Origin of the sequence: Giesbergeria anulus (assembly GCF_900111115.1) — a bacterium.
GTDB classification, from domain to species: domain Bacteria; phylum Pseudomonadota; class Gammaproteobacteria; order Burkholderiales; family Burkholderiaceae_C; genus Simplicispira; species Simplicispira anulus.
This window is the reverse complement of the sequence record NZ_FOGD01000015.1, coordinates 1-19,190: the sequence shown is the minus strand read 5'-3', so window position 1 is coordinate 19,190 and position 19,190 is coordinate 1. Positions and strand designations below refer to the sequence as shown.

The window sequence follows — 19,190 nt, the reverse complement described above, 5'->3', positions numbered from 1 at the left end:
GGGTGGCCGCCAACACCAACAGAAAGTGCCGCCACGGTGGCGCAAGCAACGCCGCTAACGGCGGCTAGGGCCTTGCTGTTGGCGCAGAAACAGACGCGAGACGGTGCGCGCCGTTTGCTCGCGGGTAGCGGCATCTCCGGCGTGCAGTTCGGCCAAGGTGCCGTGCAGCATCTTGTTAGTCAGACCGCGCGCCAAGGCATCAAGCACTGTTTGGACATCTTCGCCCTGCGCTAGGCGCTTTTGGGCGCGGGCAATCTCAGCCGCCTGCCACGCTTCGGTTTGGGCTTGGATTTGCTGGATCAAGGGCACCACGCCATGCTGCGGGTCGCGCTCATCGAGCCAGTGCATGAAACTAAGCACCCCCGCATCAATGATGGCTTCGGCTTGGGCTACCGCCGCTTGGCGGTTGGCTTGGGCGGTTTGCACCACGGTAGCTAAATCATCGACGGTGTAGAGGTACACATCTTCCAGCGCTTTGACTTCGGGTTCAATGTCGCGTGGCACTGCCAAATCGACCATGAACATCGGGCGATGGCGGCGCTTTTTTAAGGCCCGCTCTACTGCACCCAAACCGACAATGGGCAAGCTGCTTGCGGTGCAACTGACGACAATATCAAACTCGTGCAGGCGCTCAGGCAGGTCAGCCAGCCGCATCACCTCGCCACCAAAGCGGGTGGCGAGTTTTTCACCACGCTCTAGCGTACGGTTGGCAATGGCGATGGCTTGCGGGCTGCGGGCAGCAAAGTGCGTAGCCGTGAGTTCAATCATCTCACCAGCGCCGACAAACAGCACCTTGGTGCGGGCCAAATCCTCAAACAACTGGCTAGCCAGCCGCACAGCGGCAGCAGCCATGCTGATGGAATGGGCACCAATTTCGGTAGAGGTGCGTACCTCTTTGGCCACAGCAAAGCTGCGCTGGAACAATTGGTTGAGCGTCGAGCCCAAAGCACCTGCATCTTCAGCAGCGCGCACGGCGCTTTTCATTTGGCCCAAAATTTGCGGCTCGCCCAGCACCATCGAATCCAATCCGCTAGCCACGCGGAAGGCATGGCGGGCCGCTGGGCCGTTTTGCAGCACATAGGAGTGTGAGCGCAGCACATCTGGACTGACACCACCACTGTGGGCCAGCCAGCCAAACGTGCGATCTAAAACGCGAGCATCACCCGCGCAGTAGATTTCAGTGCGGTTGCAGGTGGACAAAATGGCCGACTCAATGCCCTGCTGGGGGTTGTCGGGGGCCAGCGCTTGACGCAGGCCGTGCAGGGTGGGGGCGATCTGATCGAGCGCAAACGCAAAGCGACCACGCAGGTCGAGCGGTGCGGTGGTGTGGTTGATGCCTAAAGCCCAGACTGCCATATTGGCCGGGATTATAAATTTTTGTTGTAGCCCCCAAACTGCGCTATGTGCGCAAACCCGCCTACCCCACCGCTAGCAATGTCTACCGCCGCTGCTGTCTAGGGGTTATCGATGCCACTCCCGGACTCTGCAAACCACCCATATCGGCACACACACTCCACAAAAAAAAACCACCCCGCAGGGTGGCTGACTGTCATTGCACTTCAAGCCCCCTTACGAAGGCTTGAAGTTAGCAGATCAGTGGAACTGTTCTTCTTCGGTAGAACCGGTCAGAGCCTTGACGGAGGACGAGCCGCCTTGGATCACGGTGGTCACATCGTCGAAGTAACCAGTACCCACTTCTTGTTGGTGCGACACGAAGGTGTAACCTTGTTCGCGGGCTGCGAATTCTGGCTCTTGCACCATTTCAACGTAGTGCTTCATGCCTTCGCCGCCAGCGTAGGCCTTGGCAAACTGGAAGGTGTTGTACCAGTTGATGTGGATACCAGCCAGCGTGATGAACTGGTACTTATAGCCCAGAGCCGACAGTTCTTCTTGGAAGGCAGCAATTTGGCTGTCGTTGAGGTTCTTCTTCCAGTTGAAGGAAGGCGAGCAGTTGTACGACAGCAGCTTGCCGGGGTTGGCGGCCAGCACAGCTTGGGCAAATTCGCGGGCAAAGCCGATGTCTGGCACACCGGTTTCGCACCACACCAAGTCAGCGTAGGGAGCGTAAGCGACGCCACGGCTGATGGATTGCTCCAGACCGTTCTTGACGCGGAAGAAGCCTTCTTGGGTGCGCTCGCCAGTCAGGAAGGGCTTGTCGTTCTCGTCGTAGTCGGAGGTGATCAGGTTGGCGGCTTCTGCGTCGGTACGGGCCAAGATCAGGGTGGGCACGCCCATCACGTCAGCGGCAAAACGGGCAGCGATGAGCTTTTCGCAGGCTTCACGGGTAGGAACCAGCACCTTGCCACCCATGTGGCCGCACTTCTTGGCGGCAGCCAGTTGGTCTTCAAAGTGAACGCCAGCAGCACCAGCGCTGATCATGTTCTTCATCAGCTCAAACGCATTGAGCACGCCACCAAAACCGGCTTCAGCGTCGGCCACGATGGGCAGGAAGTAGTCGATGAAGCCTTCGTCGCCGGGGTTAATGCCACGGCCCCACTGGATTTCGTCAGCGCGCTTGAAGGTGTTGTTGATGCGACGCACCATGGTGGGCACCGAGTCGTAAGCGTACAGCGACTGGTCGGGGTACATGGTCTCAGAGGTGTTGCCGTCAGCGGCGACTTGCCAGCCCGACAGGTACACGGCTTCGAGGCCAGCCTTGGCTTGCTGCATGGCTTGACCAGCAGAGATAGCGCCAAAAGCGTTGACGTAACCCTTCTTGGCACCGCCGTTGACCTTGTCCCAGAGAACCTTGGCACCGCGTTGGGCCAGTGTGTATTCTGGTTGCAGGCTGCCGCGCAGGCGCACGACGTCAGCGGCGCTGTAGCCACGCTTGACACCCTTCCAACGGGGGTTTTCGGCCCAGTCTTTTTCCAGGGCGGCAATTTGCTGTTCGCGGGTCAGGTTTTGGGACATGAGTGAACTCCAAGGGTTGATTGAAACGGGTTAAAAAGGGTTGGCTTGCATTGCTGGGCCATTGGGGTTTACTTTAAGTCTTATAGAAGACTTGCGCAATTCTTATGTCTTATACAAGACATAAGAATTTGCCAATAAAAATCAATAGCTTGGGTTTATTTTTCTCATAGTGGTATGACATTTTCGTGATATGGAAGAATTTTTCTGCCATAGCACGTTTATTTTTTCACTATAAGAAATCACTATCCGCCTTATAAGAAAATGCAGGCATCAGGGACGCTGCATCGTACAGTGGTGCGGCTGCTGGGTTTGGGCAGCGGGGATGTCGCGCAGCACGCGAAAGCCGTAGCCTGAGCCTTCGACATCAAACTTAACGCCGGGGCTGCCTTGCTTGTCCATCAGGCCCACCACCAGCGACTGCTGAAATTGGTGGTCAGCAGCGCGCATGGTGCCGCTGCGCCCGGCCAGTTGCACGCTGGCGTTTTCCATCTGCCGGGCCACGGCCACGGTGTCGGTGTTGGTGGCACGCTCAATGGATTGGGCCAGCGTCTCGACCATCAGTTGCATCCGCATGTGCACATAATCATCTTGCGGCTGCGGGAAGCGCTGGCGGAAGGATTGGTAAAAGCCTTCGCTGGCGGCACCGGGCACGTTGGGAAGCCAATCGGCCACGGCTACCACTTTGCCCACACCGGCATCGCCCAAGGCGGCTGGGGCACCCAAGGCATTGCCATAAAAGGTGTAGAAGCTGCCGTTAAAACCGACTTCGCGCGCCGCCTTGACCAGCAAGGTCAAGTCGTTGCCCCAGTTGCCGGTAATCACCGCTTGGGCACCGCTGGATTTAATTTTGACGGCGTAGGGGGCAAAATCTTTCACGCGGCCCACCGGGTGTAGCTCGTCACCGGCAATAGCCACGTCGGGGCGTTGGGCGGCCAGTTGGCGTTTGGCCTCGCGCAGCACGGCTTGACCAAAGCTGTAGTCTTGACCAATCAAGTACACGCTTTTCAGGGCGGTGTCGGCACGCACCACATCCATCAAAGCAGCCATGCGCATATCGGCATGGGCATCAAAACGGAAATGCCAAAAGCTGCATTTTTCGTTGGTCAGAACGGGATCGACGGCAGAGTAGTTCAGAAACAGCACGCGCTTGTCTGGCTCGCGGCTGTTGTGCTTGTTGATGGCGTCAATCAGCGCGGCAGCGGTGGCCGAGGAGTTGCCTTGCAAAATGATGCGGGCACCATCGTCAATGGCAGCGCGCAGGGCCGACAGGGCTTCTTCGTTCTGGCCTTTGCTGTCATAGCGTTGCACGGCCAACGGGCGCGGGCCACCGGCTTTGGCTGGCAGTTGCACGCCACCGCGCGCATTGACGCGCTCGGTCGCCCAAACGATGTTGCGGAACACGGCCTCGCCAGTGTTGGCAAAGGGGCCAGAGAGGCTTTCGATCAGCGCCAACTTGATCGGGGCTGCCGTGCTGGCCGGGGCCACGGGGCGAGCGGGGGCTGCTTGCGCCCAAGAGGCGGCAGGAGTGACCGCTAGGCTCAACGCTGCCAACACTGAGGCAACGGTGCCACGCAAGGCGGCAACAGACGAAGACAAGGGCGCACGAACCGAAGCAGGCATGGGAAGGGCTTTCTTGGCAATCAGAAGAGACGGGCCGCCCTACAGCGGCCACGGGGAAAGGTGGTGCGATGTTAGCCCGGCAGCGGGGGCAATTTTGTGCCAATACGGTGCCTATTCGTGGCGCAGGGCATCAATCGGATCGAGCCGCGCTGCACGCCGGGCCGGAAAATAGCCAAATATCACCCCAATGCCCGCCGAGAACACAAACGACAGCACATTGACGCCCAAGTTGAACACATAGGGCACATCCATCATCCCGGCCAGCAGCACCGAAGCACAGGTAGCCAGCACAATGCCGATGATGCCGCCCAAGCAGGCCAGCACCACGGCCTCGATCAAAAATTGCAACAGCACCTCGCGCTCCAGTGCGCCAATGGCGAGGCGCAGGCCAATCTCGCGGGTGCGTTCGGTCACGCTCACCAGCATGATATTCATGATGCCGATGCCCCCCACCAGCAAACTGACGGCGGCCACTGCGCCCAGCAGCATGGTCATGACCTTGGTGGTGCCCGACATGGTTTCGGCCAGTTGCTGCGTGTCCAAGATGTTGAAGTTGTTTTCGTCGGCGGCGGCCAGCTTGCGCCGCTCACGCAGCAGTTGCGTCAGGCTGGCCTTGACGCGCTCCGGGTCGCTGTCATCTTGCATAGAGACCAGCAAGGTTTGCACGCGCGTGCTGCCCGTGACGCGCCGTTGCAGCGTTTTGAGTGGCAGCAGCACCACCTCGTCTTGGTCATTGCCAAAAGCGCCTTGGCCTTTGGCGGCTAGCACGCCGACAATTTCGCACGACATTTGCTTGACGCGCAATTGCCCGCCCACAGCGTCGCCGCTGCCAAACAGTTCGCGCCGGATGGTTTCGCCAATCAGGCAAACCGCTGCCCCGGCGCGCAGCTCGTCGGCAGAAAACTCTCGGCCCAAGCGCACGCTCCAATTGCCCGTTTGCAGCCAAGCGTTGGTGCTGCCAATCACGCTGCTCGTCCAGTTGCGCCCGCCTGCTACCACGGTGGTGTTGGTGCGCCCTTCGGGGGCCACGGCCAAAATGCCGCCAATTTGCTGCGCGATGGCATCGGCATCTACATCTTTGAACGAGGGCGCGCCGCCAGAGCCAGCACCCGGCCCCATGCGCTGGCCGGGGCGCACTTGCAGCAAATTGGTGCCCAGCCCGGCAATTTGGTTTTGTACCGCCAGCGTGGCACCATTGCCCAGCGTCACCATCGTAATCACGGCACTGACGCCAATCACGATGCCCAGAATGGTCAGAAAAGAGCGCATCAGGTTGCGCCGGATGGAGCGCAGCGCCAGCAGCAAGGTGTTAAACAGCATTAAGAACTCTCTGTGGCGTGCAGCCCCGCCGGGTGTGCGTTGGGCGTATCGCTATCGACCAGACCATCGACAAAATGCACAATGCGCCGGGCATAGGCGGCCATGTCTGGCTCGTGCGTCACCATCAGTACCGTAATGCCCTGCTCGTGGTTCAGCCGCCAAAGCAGCTCCATGATTTCGTGGCTGCGCTGGGTGTCGAGGTTGCCGGTAGGCTCGTCGGCCAACAAAACCGCTGGTTGCGTGACGATGGCCCGCGCAATCGCCACGCGCTGCTGCTGCCCGCCCGACAACTCGGCGGGGGTGTGGCCCTCCCAGCCAGTCAGCCCCACCGAGGCCAGCGCCCGCTGTGCAGCGGCATGGCGGGTGATGGCCTTTTCGCCCCGGTAGAGCAGCGGCAGCTCGACATTTTCTTGGGCTGAGGTACGCGCCAGCAAATTAAAGCCTTGGAACACAAAGCCAAAATAACGCCGCCGCAGCAGCGCCCGCTGGTCGCGGGTCAGGGCCTCGACATGCTCGCCCCGAAACAGATACTCGCCAGTGGTGGGCCGGTCTAAACAGCCTAGGGTGTTCATGGCGGTGGATTTGCCGGAGCCACTTGGCCCCATGATGGCCACAAAATCGCCTTGGGCAATGTCCAAATCCACGCCTTTGAGGGCCTGAAAGGCCAGCGCCCCTTCGCCATAGACTTTGGTAACGCCGCGCAGCCGGATCAGGGGCTGCGCCGCCGTGCTGCTGGTGTTCATGGGGCGGCCTTGGTGCTGCGCTGGTCGGTAATCACGGCTTGGCCGGGTTCTAAGCCCTCGGCGCTGACTTCCGTCAAGCGGCCATCGCTGATGCCCACGCGCACCTGCACCGCTTCGGGCACGCCGTTTTTGAGCAGCCAAATTTGGCGCATCTTGCCCGCGCTGCTGCCCGCCTCGCCTGCTTTGCGCCCGCCTTGACCTGGGGTGCGCGGGGCACGCGGCATCAGTTGCGACACCAAACCGCCACCACTACCAGCGGGCTTGTCGGCGCTGTCCGTGCTGCGGGGGGTAAAGCGCAAAGCCGTATTGGGCACCAGCAACACCCCGGTGCGCTCGGTGGCGGTGATGGTGGCTGCTGCCGTCATGCCGGGGCGCAGGCTCAGGTCTTGGTTGTCTACATCCAGCCAAGTGATGTAGGTGACAACGTTGTCGGTTTTGGTGGAACCATAAGCCACGCGGGTGATTTTGGCCGGGTATTTACGCGAGGGGTAGGCGCTGACAGTAAAGCTGGCTTTCTGGCCTACTTGCACGGCACCGACATCGGCCTCATCCACATTGACTTGCAATTCGAGTTGCTTGAGGTCTTCAGCCACGGTCATCAAAGTGACGGCTTGCAAAGAGGCGGCCACGGCATTGCCCGGCTCTACGGTGCGTGACAGCACCACGCCATCAATGGGAGAGCGGATGGAGGCTTTACCCAAGTTGGTCTCGTCAGTAGAGAGGGCGGCTTTGGCATCTTCGACGCTGGCCTTGGCGCTGGTTTCTTCTGCTTGGGCGCGGGTCAGGTTGGCGCGGCCCGTGTCCAGTTCAGCCTCGGAGGGCACTTTGCCACCCGAAAGCCGTGCCACCTCTTCGAGGCGGGCCAGATTGGCGCGGGCCTCTTGCACCGTGGCAGCGGCTTGGGCCAGCCGGGCATGGGCCGAGGCCAGCGAAGCGCGTGAACGCAGCACTTGGGCCGACAGCTTGGCGGTGTCTAACTCTACCAGCAACTGGCCTTTTTTAACCTGATCGTTCACATCCACCAGCACCCGGCGCACCGTGCCCGACAGTTCACTGCCAATGGTGACCAAGCGCGTGGGCTGCAAGGTGCCGTTGGCCGCTACGCTCAAGGTGATGTCACCCCGGCGCAGCTCTTCTGTGACAAAACGCGGCGCGGCTTGGGCCTGCTGGCGCTGCTGCCAGTATTGGTAGCTCAGTACGGCCAATACGATGGCGATCAAGCCTAGCCACAGCGGGGCGCGCTGCCACCAGCGGCGGCTGGCACCAGTGCCGAGCAGGGCTTGCAGGCCCGCCGCAGGGGCAGTAGCGGGGGCCGAAGGGGTGGTGGGAGTGTGGGCGTCAGGGGCGGTCATAGCGGCATTCAAAAAGAGGCGGTGCAGGGCAGCAGACAAGGCACGGTTGGAGCGCGCGCATCAAGAGGGCTTCCAGCCGCCACCCAGTGCCTTGTACAAGCGCACATGGTCAGCAGCAAGGCTGGCGGTGGTGCTGGCCACACTGTCTTGGGTGGATAGCAGCGTGCGCTGCGTCTCTAGCACCGATTGGAAGTCGATCAGGCCACTGCGGTAGCGCTGCTGCGCCAGCAGGGCGGCGTTTTGGGCAGCGTCAGCAGCAGCTTGCAGGCGTTGCAGGCGCTCGCGGTCACCACGCAGGGCCACAAGGGCATCTTCTACTTCTTGCAGCGCCGTGAGCACCGTGGCCTGATAGGCGATGCGGGCCTGCTCTAAAGCGGCCTCTTGCACCCGCACTTGGGCGCGGGCCGCGCCGCCATCCAGCAAGGGCACCGAGACGCTGGCCAGCAGCGCATTGGCTACGGCGGCACCCGTGCCCAGCGTGCCCAAAGTGAGCGCACTCAAACCCATCGAGCCGCCCAAGCGAAAGCCGGGGTAGCGGGCCGCATCAGCCTGTGCCACCCGCGCCAAAGCAGCGCGGATGCGCTCTTCGGCCACGCGCACATCGGGGCGCTGGCGCAGGGTTTCGGCGGGCAGGGCCAATGCCAAATCGGCGGCGGGTTGCGGCACTGTGCGGGTCTGTGCCAACAGGACATCCAGCGCTGCCGGGGCTTGGCCGGTCAGTACCGCCAGCGCGTGCCGCGCTTGGGCCAAGCTGGTCTGGAGTTGCGGGATTTGCGCGGCAGTTTGCTCGGTGCTGGCACGGGCTTGCTCTAACACCAGCGAGCTGCTCAGGCCCGCCTGCACGCGCCAATCGGTCAGTTGCCAAGTTTCGTGCTGGCTGGTCAGGTTGCGCTGGGCAATATCGAGCCGCGCCTGCAAGCTGCGCACGCTGATGTATTGCAGTGCCACTTCGGCAGCCAGCGTGACTTGGGTTTGGGCCAAACTGGCTTGGCTGGCACGGGCATCGGCTTGGCTGGCACCTAGGCCCGCATCAAGTCGGCCCCAAATATCCCACTCCCAACTGGCATCTAGCCCGGCCTGAAAACGGTTACTGGTGTTGTTATTGGCGCGACTGCGCTGTGCCGAAGCGCTGGCATCGACCGTGGGGGCCAAATGGGCCGCTTGCACTGCTACTTGGGCGCGAGCTTGTTGCAGCGCCGCTTGTGCTTGGCGCAGATCGGGGTTGGCCTGCAAGGCTTGCTCTATCAGGGTTTGCAGTGGGGCGTCACCCCAGTGCTGCCACCACCCAGCCAGAGCAGCGGCGTCTGCCCTTGTGCTGGCTGGGGCCGCGCTCCAAGCGGCGGGCACGCTGGTATCTGGCAGGCCGTTTAGTTGTGCTGTCTGGTGGCTAGCGCAACCTGCCAGCGTGGCCGACAACAACGCCGCCCCCGCCCAGCACACCACAGGACGAGAAACAGAGTTGAAAAAAAACAAGTTCATGGAGGTGTGTGCAGCCGTGGCAAGAACGCCCATTGTGCAGTGCCGCATTGTCGGCTGCACCACCGCCAGATAAACCGGTGGTAAAGCACGGCTTTATGACGAGCCGTGCCAAGGCCAACGCAGACTAAAGCACCCGGAAGGCCAACACCGCCACCAGCGTCGGCGGCAAGGCGGCCACCAGCAAACCCAGTGGGTGAATGGCATTGTCTTCAAAATAGCCACGCAAAATAGACACCCCAGCCGGGTTGGGGGCATTGGCAATCACCGTCAAGCCACCGCCCGTCACCGCACCGGCCACCAGCGCCACCTTAAACTCTTGGCTCAAACCATCCACCAACGAGCCTAGATAGGTCAGGGCGGCATTGTCGGTAATGGCGGTCAGGGCGGTGGCACCAAAAAACACCGCCGTGGCGTCCATACCCATCAGCACGGGTTTGAGCCACCACTGTTGCAAGCCGCCCAGCACCACCAGCCCAGCCAAAAAGAAGGCTACCAGCAAAGACTCACGCAAAATCAGCGGGTCTTGGTGGCGCTGGTAGGCGGTGGTAAAACCCAGAAAAAACAGCAGCAGCCCGATAAACACCGCCGGATGGTGCGAGAACACCACCACGCCCACCAAAAAGACCAAATGCACCAACATCACCGGCCAAGGCACTTGGGGTGTAGTGGATGCAGTGAGCTTGCCCAAGCCACGCAACTCGCGGCCAAACAGCAGCATGGCGCAGCCCGCATTGATCAGCACGGCCACGGCAGCCTTCCAGCCTAAGTGGCTGATGATGAACCACAAATCCCAGTTCCACTGGCTAGCCACCATCAGCACCGGCGGCGCGGCAAACGGAGTCAGGGTGCCGCCGATAGAGACATTGACAAACAGCACCCCCACCGTGGCATATTGAAGCTGGGTTGATACATTGCGCACAAACACGGTATCGCGCAGCATCAGCGCGGCCAGCGTCATGGCGGCAGGCTCGGTAATCAACGAGCCAAGCATGGGCACCAGTGCCAGCAGCAAAAAATACATCGCCATTTGCGGGTGCAAGGGCAGCAGGCGTGCAGCCCGCTGCACAACAACGGCGGCACACTGCAAAATGGGCCGCGTGCCCGCAATCACCATAATGGCAAACACAAACATCGGCTCGGTAAAGTTGCGCGTATCGAGGTAATGGGTGGCCTCTTGTTTGCCGCTCATGGCAAACATACACACCATCAGCACCATCGCCCAAAAGCCAAACACCACCTCCACCTCGCCCAGCAGATGCCAAATGCCGGCATGGCGTGGCTGCGTGTGCGCCAGATGCTCAAAGAACTTGGTAGAAAAGGTATGCAGCACCGCCAGCGCAAACAGTGCTGTGCCCACCAGTTGCATCGGGGTGGGATCGGTCAAGGCGTGGTTCCTCCCAAGGCATCGAGCGGCCAGCGGGGTTTGATGTCAAAAGCGTAGGTGGTGGTGGCCTGTTGCTGGCCCGATTGCAAGCGCATGGCGGCGGCCAAGGCGATCATGGCACCGTTGTCGGTACACAGGTGCAGTTCTGGGTAATGCACCCGAATTTGCTGGCGCTGGCAGGCGGCATTGAGCTGCTCACGCAGCAGCCGGTTAGCCCCCACACCCCCCGCCACCACCAAACGGCGCAGCCCAGTCTCTTTGAGTGCAGTGAGGGATTTTTTGACCAGCACATCCACAATCGCCGCTTGCGTGCTGGCGGCCAAATCGGCCTTGCGCGCCTCCAGATCACCGCCCAGCTTTTTGGCCTGCGTGAGCACAGCGGTTTTCAGGCCCGCAAACGAAAAATCCAAATTGCCACTGTGCAGCAGCGGGCGTGGCAGCTTAAAGGCATCGGGCTGGCCCTGCTCGGCCAAGCGCGACAGCGCTGGCCCACCGGGGTAACCTAGGCCCAGCAGCTTGGCCGATTTGTCAAAGGCTTCGCCAGCGGCGTCGTCAATGGTTTCGCCCAGCAGTTCATACTGGCCGACGCCATCCACACGCATCAATTGCGTGTGCCCGCCCGACACCAGCAGTGCAACAAATGGAAACTCTGGCGGGTCAGCACTCAAGAATGGCGACAGCAGGTGCCCCTCTAGGTGGTGTACGCCCAGCACCGGCTTGCCCAGCGCAGCCCCCAGCGCACAGGCTACCCCCGCGCCCACCAAAAGCGCCCCCGCCAAGCCGGGGCCACGGGTGTAGGCCACCACATCGACATCGGCCAGCGTGTGCCCAGCCTCGGCCAGCACAGTGCTGGTTAAAGGCAGAACGCGGCGGATATGGTCGCGGCTGGCCAGTTCAGGTACGACACCGCCATAGGCTTGGTGCATGTCGATCTGGCTGTGCAGGGCGTGGGCCAGCAGCGTGGGTACCGCTGTGCCGGGGGTACTGCGCACGAGGGCCACCCCGGTCTCATCGCACGAAGATTCAATTCCTAAAATCAGTGAACTCATGCGTGCAAGTGTAGGCCAGCCCCCTAGGGGTTGCCCATACTGCGCCTTTAGCCGTTTTGGCCGTGGATGTAATGCTGCAACTGTGCAATCGTGAATTGCTGCTCAGAGATGATGCTCTTGACCAAATCGCCAATCGACACCAGCCCAACCAGCGCACCCTCTTCTTCAACCACCGGCAAGTGGCGCAGGTGGCGCTCGGTCATGATAGCCATACATTCGGCCACCGTCTGGTTTGGGCGCACGCACAGCACTGCACTGGTCATGATCTGATTGACGCGGGTCTCGACAGAGGTGCGCCCCTTCAACATCACCTTGCGGGCATAGTCGCGCTCAGTGACGATGCCGATGATGGCATCGGTGGCATCGACCACCAGCAAAGCACCAATGCCCTTGTCGGCCATAAGCTGCAATGCGACCAACACCGATGCTGTCGGGGTGATGGTGTGTACCACCGGGTCAGCCTTGGTCTTGAGAATATCAGCAACAGTAGTCATAAAAATTCTCCAGAAAACACAACAACGCCCGGTGCAGTGTGGAGAATCCACCCGGTTTGCGCAAGCCCCATGCTATCCGCATTCGTCTATTTTTGGGCCATGCGGATTGAAAGACAATGGCCCTTTTCAACATCGCCCAGCGGGGCTAGGACATCTCATGGGCATAGGCCATTACATCAAAGAGATCGGGCGAGGCCCGCGCGGCGCAAAGCCACTCAACCGCGAGCAAGCGGCCGATTTGTTCGGCCAAGTGCTCGACGGCACAGTGAGCGATTTAGAAATCGGTGCCTTCTGTCTGGCCATGCGCATCAAAAGCGAAACCCCCGACGAGCTGGCCGGTTTTTTAGATGCCACACAGGCACGGCTGGCGCTGTTTCCGGCCAGCACCCGGCCACTGGTGGTGTTGCCCAGCTACAACGGCGCACGCAAGCTGCCGGTGCTCACGCCGTTGTTGGCGTTGCTGCTGGCCCGTGAAGGCTTGCCGGTGCTGTTGCACGGTATGCGCACCGAGGCACGCCGGGTATTGGCCTCCGAAGTGTTGCAGACACTGGGTATTGCCACGCTGACAGCCCCCGAAGCGATTGCACCGGGCCGCGTGGCCCATATCGACACCGCCAGCCTGCACCCCGGTTTGGCGCGGTTGTTGGCGGCGCGCCAAATCATTGGCCTGCGCAACCCCGGCCACAGCGTGGTCAAGCTGATGAATCCTTGTGCGGGGCCAGCCTTGATCGTGACCAGCTACACCCATCCAGAATACCTAGACCGGCTTTGCGCCACCTTTGGCCTGCTGGATGCCCATGCTCTGCTGTCACGCGGACTGGAAGGCGAAGTGGCCGCCGACCCACGCCGCTGGCCGCGCTACGATGGCTTTGTGCAGGGCCAACACCAGTTGCTAGAGGAGCAGCAAGCAGGCACGGCCAACGAGGTGCCCGGCCTGCCCACCGAGATTGACGCCATCAGCACAGCCCACTACACCCAAGAGGTACTGCAAGGCCGTCTGCCAGTGCCTGCGCCATTGCAACGGCAGGTGCAGCACATCCTGCACCTGACCGCCCAAATCGAAGGGGCGGCCAGCATGGCTTTCGGGTCTGCGCCAGCGCAGCCATAATCCCAGAGATTGACCGCAATCTTCGTGGCAAGCCTTGGGGTTCGAGCGAACAGGCTGGTACAGCCTGTGGTTTTTTTTGCAGCATAGCCTATGATCTTTGGCGTGAGTACCAGCACCAAAACCCTCCAACTGCGCCTCAAAGACAAGCACACCAAAGTGCTGCGTCAGATGGCACGTGAGGTCAATCAGGTGTGGAACCACATCAACGAGGTCTCAGCCAAAGCTGCGCGCCTTTTCCACGGCAAGCCCAAATTCTTGTCCGGCTACGACCTGCAAAAATGCACCGCTGGCTATAGCAAGTGCGACGATGTGAGCGTGGGCAGTGGCACGGTGCAACGGGTGTGCGTGGAATACGCCACGCGGCGCAAGCAGTTCAAAAAAACGCGACTGAACTGGCGTGTCTCCAATCCAAAATCATCCAAGTATTCGCTGGGCTGGATACCCTTCAAAGGCGGGCACGCTAAATACAAAGCCGGACAAATCCACTTTGCAGGCCAAAAATTGAGTCTTTGGGATAGCTATGGTCTGTCTAAATATGAGCTGTGCGGCGGTTCGTTCACCGAGGATAGCCGGGGCCGCTGGTATTTCAATGTAGCGGTAGAAGTTGAAGTTCAAGCCTCACCCGGTACCGCCGCCGTGGGTATCGACTTGGGCCTGAGCGCTTCAGACGAGAAAAAACTGCATGGGCGCTGGTATCGCCAGCATGAGCTGGTCTTAGCTAAAGCACAGCGCGCAAACAAGAAAAAGCGTGTCAAGGCCATTCACGCCAAGATCAGAAACCAGCGCAAAGATGATATGCACCAGTTCAGTAGCAAGCTGGTGCAAGAAAACACCGCCATTTTCGTGGGCAACGTAGCCAGTGCCAAGCTGGTTAAAACCAAGATGGCCAAGTCCACGCTAGATGCGGGCTGGTCATCGCTCAAGAAGATGTTGGAATACAAGGGCCATCAGGCTGGTATTGTCTTCGAGGTAGTGGGCGAAAGCTACACAACCCAGGCTTGCTCGTGCTGCGGGAGTATTCCCGCCAGCAGTCCGAAAGGTAGAGCAGGACTTGGAATAAGAGAATGGACGTGCAGCGATTGCGGGGCGGTACACGACCGCGATGTGAATGCAGCACGCAACATTCTTGCGGCGGGGCATCGCCGTCTAGCAGTATGAAGCTCAGGAACCTATGTCCACCGACCTACCTTCTCCCAACGCAGCAGCCTCTGATGTTGTTTTGCTGGCCCAACTGTTGGCGGTGGCCGAGCGCATAGCACACCAAGGGGACATGCAAGCCGTGCCCGAACTGCTGGACATGGTCTCTGAGCACCCCGAATCGCCCACGCTGGCCGCACTGGCCGAGGCGTTTGCCAAACTGGTGGTGCAGCACGAGGTCAAGGAGTTTGAACTGCAATGCACCATTGACCACCTGCAACGCACTAAGCAAGAGCTGGAGCTGGCCAACTACGATCCACTGACGGGCTTGGCCAACCGGGCCATTGCCCGCGACCGGCTGCAACAGGGTATGGAGCAGTCGCGGCGCAGCAACTTGCCGCTGGCGGTGTTCTACATGGACTTAGACCGCTTCAAGTGGGTCAACGACAACATGGGCCATGCCGCCGGTGACGAGCTGCTGCGCCAAGTGTCGCAGCGCCTGCGCGATGCTGTGCGCGCAGTAGACACCGTGGCCCGATTGGAGGGCGATGAGTTTTTGTGCATCCTGCCCGATATGCTCACGGTGGCCGATGCCCAAGCGCTGGCGGGGCGCTTGGTATACAACCTAGCGCAACCCTTTGCCCTTGCGGCAGGCATTGCCTCGATTGGCACCAGCATTGGCATTGCACTGTTTCCCGACCATGCCGACCATGTGGACGGCTTGATCGCCTGTGCCGATGCCGCGCTGTACCAAGCCAAAAACGCCGGGCGCAACGGCTGGCGCTTGTACGAGCAGCCCGGCACCTGAGCTAGATGAACCTTACGGAATCATCCACGTAAACACATACGCTTGCAGCGTAGTGATAATGCCCACCATCGTGGCAAACATCAGGCTGTGCTTGACGGTAAAGCGGAACAAATCAGACTCCTTGCCCACCAAGCCTACCGCAGCGCAGGCCACAGCAATCGATTGGGGCGAGATCATCTTGCCAGTCACGCCGCCTGTGGTGTTGGCCGCCACCAACAGGGTGTCAGAAACGCCCACTTGGTGTGCTGTGGTAGCTTGCAACGAGCAAAACAGTGCGTTGGACGAAGTATCCGAGCCGGTCAAGAACACGCCCAGCCAGCCCAAGAAGGGCGAGAAGAACGGAAACAGTACCCCAGTGCCTGCCAGCAGCAACGCCAAGGTGGCCGACAGGCCAGAATAATTGGCCACAAAGGCAAACGCCAGCACCATGCCAATCGAATAGATGGGGCGCTTGAGTTCCACCACGGTTTCTTTGAGCGCCTTGGCGGCCTCACTGGTTTTCATGCCCAGCACGATCATGCTGATGAGCGCAGCAATAAAAATGGCGGTGCCGGTGGCCGACAAAATATCGAGCTTGTATACCGCCGCATAGGGCGTGGCCTTAGCCACGATAGGCTCCATCTTGATGACCAACTGGTCGAGCATGGGTACCGGAAACTGGAACACCAGCGAATACAGCTCCCCACCCTTGGCAAACAGCGCCTTGAAGGGCTTGAGGCTCCAAATCGTGACCATGATGGTCAAAATCACAAACGGCGACCACGCCTTGGCAATCTGACCAAAGCTGTGGTGGCTTTGCAGGTCTGCAGCGGTGGGTTGCTGGTCGTCAAAGCGGAAAATGCGCTTGGGCTTCCAGTTCTTCAAAAACACCGTCAGGCAGATCAAGCTGACCAAGGCCGAGGTGATGTCTGGCAGCTCAGGGCCAATAAAGTTGGCGGTGAAATACTGGGTAACGGCAAAACTCAGGCCAGCCACCAAAATGGCAGGCCAGGTTTCTTTGATACCGCGCCAGCCATCCATCATCGCAACCAGCCAGAAGGGCACAATCACTGACAGCAAGGGCAGTTGGCGGCCTGCCATCTGACCAATCTTGAACGGGTCAATGCCCGTGACTTGGCCGCCGACAATGATTGGAATACCCATCGCGCCAAAGGCCACCGGGGCGGTATTGGCAATCAGGCACAGGCCCGCCGCATAGAGCGGGTTAAAGCCCAGCCCCACCAGCAAGGCGGCGGTGATAGCCACTGGCGCACCAAAACCGGCGGCACCTTCCAAAAAGGCACCAAAGGAAAAGCCCACCAACAGCATTTGCAAGCGCTGGTCATCGGTGATCGACACCACCGAGGCCCGAATCACGTCAAACTGCCCGGTTTTGACGGTGATTTTGTATAAAAACACCGCTGCAATGATGATCCACGCAATGGGCCACAACCCATACAAAAAACCGTAACCGGCGGAGGCCAGCGCCATGGGCACTGGCATCTTGTAGAAGAAAATAGCCACCGCCAGCGAAATCGCCACAGTGATGGTGCCAGCCACATGCCCCTTCATGCGCAGCACAGCCAGCGCGATAAAAAAGAAGATGATGGGTAGCGCGGCAATCAGCGAGGACAACCAGAGGTTGCCCAAGGGGTCGTAGATTTGCGTCCAGGGTTGCATGGTGGTGTGTTCTCCTAGGGTAGGGATACGGGGGAAGGGGTAATCGGTATCAGCAGGTGGCAAGGCGGGCGGCCTCGGCACTGCACTCATCGAGCAAATGAACGATGGAGCGGTAAGGCAATCCGGTGGCGTTGGTCAGGCCAACCTCGCAGGTCTGGTTGCTGGAGTAGCCACCGCAGCAACCAGCAGGCACCTCGGCGTGCAGCTTGCGCAAGGCATGGGTATTGAGTTCGGGCACAACAAAGCCTCGGTCGCCGCCAAAGCCGCAGCACTTGACTTCAGCGGGCAGCACGGTTTGGTGGGCACAAGCAGCGGCCAATTGGCGCAACTTGCCCTCAAAGCCCATGCGGCGCGCCGAGCAGTTCAGGTGGATCAGCACCGGCTCGGCCTTTTTGTGCAGCATCAGGCGGGGCAGCAGCGCGTCGTGGGCAAACTCCACCAAGTCATACACCTTGAGGCGCTCGGCCAAAAAGGTTTTCATGCGCAATGAGCAGGCGCTGGCGTCCAAGATGACCGGGTAAGCCCCGTTGTTGCTGGCCTTGAGCAAGGCGGCTTCTAGCTCGGCGGCTTTGTGGTCAGCGTCTTGCGCCAAGCCCTTGCTGGCAAAAGACTGGCCGCAGCACAGGCTATTGACGTTGTCGGGCACGATGGGGGCGTAACCGGCGCGCTCCAACACCCGAATCACGGTGGTAGACAGGGCTTGCTCTGGGCTATCGGCACCGAACATGCGGCCCGCGCAGGTCGGGAAATACACCACCTTGTCGCCTTGGGTTCGGGTGGCCCGGCCCAGCGGCTGTGGGGAGGGCATGCCCTCTTTCCAAGCACCGCCGGTCAGGCGCGACAGGGTTTGCGTGCCAACAATGGCTTCGGCCCAATGGCCGGCCTTGAGCGCGGTGCGCGCCAGCGCTTGGGTAGCCCCAAAGTGATTGGCCGCCACATGGCCCAAGCTGCGGGCCACCCCAGACAACTGCTCGCCGCGCACGGCACGGGTCAACGCACCAGTTTCAATGCCCACCGGGCAGGCCGTGGCACACAGGCCACAGGTGGCGCAGGTATCCAGCCCCATGTAAAGGTAATCTTGGCCCAATGCACCGGGTGCCTCGCCTGCGGCCTCGCGGCGCGACAGTTCGCGCCAACCCACAATGCGCTGGCGCGGTGACAGCGTCAGGCCGTGCGATGGGCATTGCGGCTCACAAAAACCGCACTCAATGCAGCGGTCTACTGGTGCATAAAGTTGCCCGGCAGCGGGCATGGGCTTGAGGTTCTGCAAGTGGGCTTGCGCATCGCTGTTGATGATGACGCCGGGGTTGAGCAGCCCTTGCGGATCAAAAAGCTGCTTGATCTCTTGCATCAGGGCATAGGCTTGGGTGCCCCATTCCAGCTCCACAAACGGGGCCATGTTGCGCCCCGTGCCGTGCTCGGCTTTCAGGGAGGCATCGTATTTGCGCACCAGCGTGTGGCACAAGTCGTCCATGAAAGCGGCATAGCGGGCCACTTCAGCCTCGATGCCAAAGTCTTGCGTGAAGACAAAATGCACATTGCCTTCGAGTGCGTGGCCGAAAATGATGGCCTCGTGGTAGCCATGCCGTGCAAAGAGTTGCTGCAAATCCAAACAGCAGGCGGCCAAATCGGCCACCGCCACGGCCACATCTTCAATGATGACCGTGGTGCCCGGCTTGCGCACTGCCCCCACCGCCGGAAAGGTGCCTTTACGCACATTCCACAGCCGTTCCATTTCTACGGGGTTAGTGGTAAAGGCTGGGGCCTCTATCAACGGGTAGGTGTAGGGACTTGCATTTGAAAAGCGTCAGGCCTGCATTCAGCGCATTTCTGGGCCAACATTAACTGCGTCTATCAGCGCCCTCAGGCCAGCATTAAGTGCAACTGAACTTGCGTTTGACGGTGCAGGCCTGCATTGCATGGCCGCCGGCCAACATTAAGTGCAACTACCGAGCCTTCACCAACCCGCCTTGAACGCCTCCTTTAAATCGGCAGTCCAGCCATCTGAAGCTCTGCACGCAGCTCGGCTGTGCGTGTGGGATCGAGCTGGTTGGCGAACAGGGCTTTGATTTCAGCCGGCTTGGCGTTGAACTGCTCCACCAAGTCCTTGATGCGGTAGCCGTG

At 60.4% G+C, this 19,190-nt stretch carries 15 protein-coding genes; 3 read left to right on the top strand and 12 right to left on the bottom strand.

Features of this window, described 5'->3' with window-relative positions; genetic code table 11:
• Positions 1-54: 54 nt before the first annotated feature.
• The 10 genes from hemA to BMX55_RS14765 all read right to left on the bottom strand — a co-directional run bounded on the left by hemA (position 55) and on the right by BMX55_RS14765 (position 12,354).
• The gene (gene hemA, locus BMX55_RS14810; RefSeq protein WP_091459040.1) at positions 55-1,356 is read right to left on the bottom strand and encodes a glutamyl-tRNA reductase; all 1,302 of its coding nucleotides are present in this window, start codon (positions 1,354-1,356) and stop codon (positions 55-57) included.
• Positions 1,357-1,593: 237 nt separating this feature from the next.
• Entirely contained in the window at positions 1,594-2,913 is a 1,320-nt protein-coding gene (gene aceA, locus BMX55_RS14805; protein ID WP_091459038.1) for an isocitrate lyase, read from the bottom strand.
• A gap of 270 nt (positions 2,914-3,183) precedes the next feature.
• A complete protein-coding gene (locus tag BMX55_RS14800) occupies positions 3,184-4,533 on the bottom strand; it encodes a branched-chain amino acid ABC transporter substrate-binding protein (protein WP_091459035.1) in 1,350 nt (449 codons plus the stop codon).
• Positions 4,534-4,644: 111 nt separating this feature from the next.
• On the bottom strand, positions 4,645-5,853 hold the full coding sequence (locus tag BMX55_RS14795; protein WP_091459033.1) for an ABC transporter permease: 1,209 nt from the start codon (positions 5,851-5,853) through the stop codon (positions 4,645-4,647).
• Complete coding sequence (locus BMX55_RS14790) at positions 5,853-6,596, bottom strand: ABC transporter ATP-binding protein (RefSeq protein ID WP_091459031.1); 744 nt, start codon at positions 6,594-6,596, stop codon at positions 5,853-5,855. The genes BMX55_RS14795 and BMX55_RS14790 overlap by 1 nt, the downstream gene beginning before the upstream one ends.
• Positions 6,593-7,948, bottom strand: a complete 1,356-nt coding sequence (locus BMX55_RS14785; RefSeq protein WP_091459029.1) for an efflux RND transporter periplasmic adaptor subunit — start codon at positions 7,946-7,948, stop codon at positions 6,593-6,595. The genes BMX55_RS14790 and BMX55_RS14785 overlap by 4 nt, the downstream gene beginning before the upstream one ends.
• A 60-nt stretch (positions 7,949-8,008) precedes the next feature.
• Positions 8,009-9,427, bottom strand: a complete 1,419-nt coding sequence (locus BMX55_RS14780; protein ID WP_091459027.1) for an efflux transporter outer membrane subunit — start codon at positions 9,425-9,427, stop codon at positions 8,009-8,011.
• A 124-nt stretch (positions 9,428-9,551) separates the two neighbouring features.
• A complete protein-coding gene (locus tag BMX55_RS14775; protein ID WP_091459026.1) occupies positions 9,552-10,811 on the bottom strand; it encodes a putative Na+/H+ antiporter in 1,260 nt (419 codons plus the stop codon).
• Complete coding sequence (gene tsaD, locus BMX55_RS14770) at positions 10,808-11,860, bottom strand: tRNA (adenosine(37)-N6)-threonylcarbamoyltransferase complex transferase subunit TsaD (protein WP_091459024.1); 1,053 nt, start codon at positions 11,858-11,860, stop codon at positions 10,808-10,810. The genes BMX55_RS14775 and tsaD overlap by 4 nt, the downstream gene beginning before the upstream one ends.
• Positions 11,861-11,907: 47 nt before the next feature.
• A complete protein-coding gene (locus BMX55_RS14765) occupies positions 11,908-12,354 on the bottom strand; it encodes a CBS domain-containing protein (protein ID WP_091459022.1) in 447 nt (148 codons plus the stop codon).
• Between the two features lie 157 nt (positions 12,355-12,511).
• On the opposite strand from BMX55_RS14765, the gene ybiB reads away from it, so the two are divergent.
• The 3 genes from ybiB (at position 12,512) to BMX55_RS14750 (ending at position 15,407) form a co-directional block, all read left to right on the top strand.
• Positions 12,512-13,462 carry a DNA-binding protein YbiB gene (gene ybiB / locus BMX55_RS14760; RefSeq protein ID WP_091459020.1) on the top strand — a complete coding sequence of 317 codons (951 nt, stop codon included), beginning with the start codon at positions 12,512-12,514 and terminating at the stop codon, positions 13,460-13,462.
• 102 nt (positions 13,463-13,564) lie between these two features.
• Positions 13,565-14,620 (top strand): RNA-guided endonuclease InsQ/TnpB family protein, encoded by a 1,056-nt coding sequence (locus BMX55_RS14755; protein ID WP_245751503.1) that lies wholly within the window; start codon positions 13,565-13,567, stop codon positions 14,618-14,620.
• A 13-nt stretch (positions 14,621-14,633) separates the two neighbouring features.
• A complete protein-coding gene (locus BMX55_RS14750) occupies positions 14,634-15,407 on the top strand; it encodes a GGDEF domain-containing protein (protein WP_091459017.1) in 774 nt (257 codons plus the stop codon).
• Between the two features lie 12 nt (positions 15,408-15,419).
• Here BMX55_RS14750 and lldP read toward each other — a convergent pair whose 3' ends face one another.
• Together lldP and BMX55_RS14740 are read right to left on the bottom strand one after the other, a co-directional pair.
• Complete coding sequence (gene lldP, locus BMX55_RS14745) at positions 15,420-17,066, bottom strand: L-lactate permease (protein WP_091459071.1); 1,647 nt, start codon at positions 17,064-17,066, stop codon at positions 15,420-15,422.
• Between the two features lie 49 nt (positions 17,067-17,115).
• A complete protein-coding gene (locus tag BMX55_RS14740) occupies positions 17,116-18,840 on the bottom strand; it encodes an FAD-binding and (Fe-S)-binding domain-containing protein (protein ID WP_281242849.1) in 1,725 nt (574 codons plus the stop codon).
• Positions 18,841-19,190: the final 350 nt, after the last annotated feature.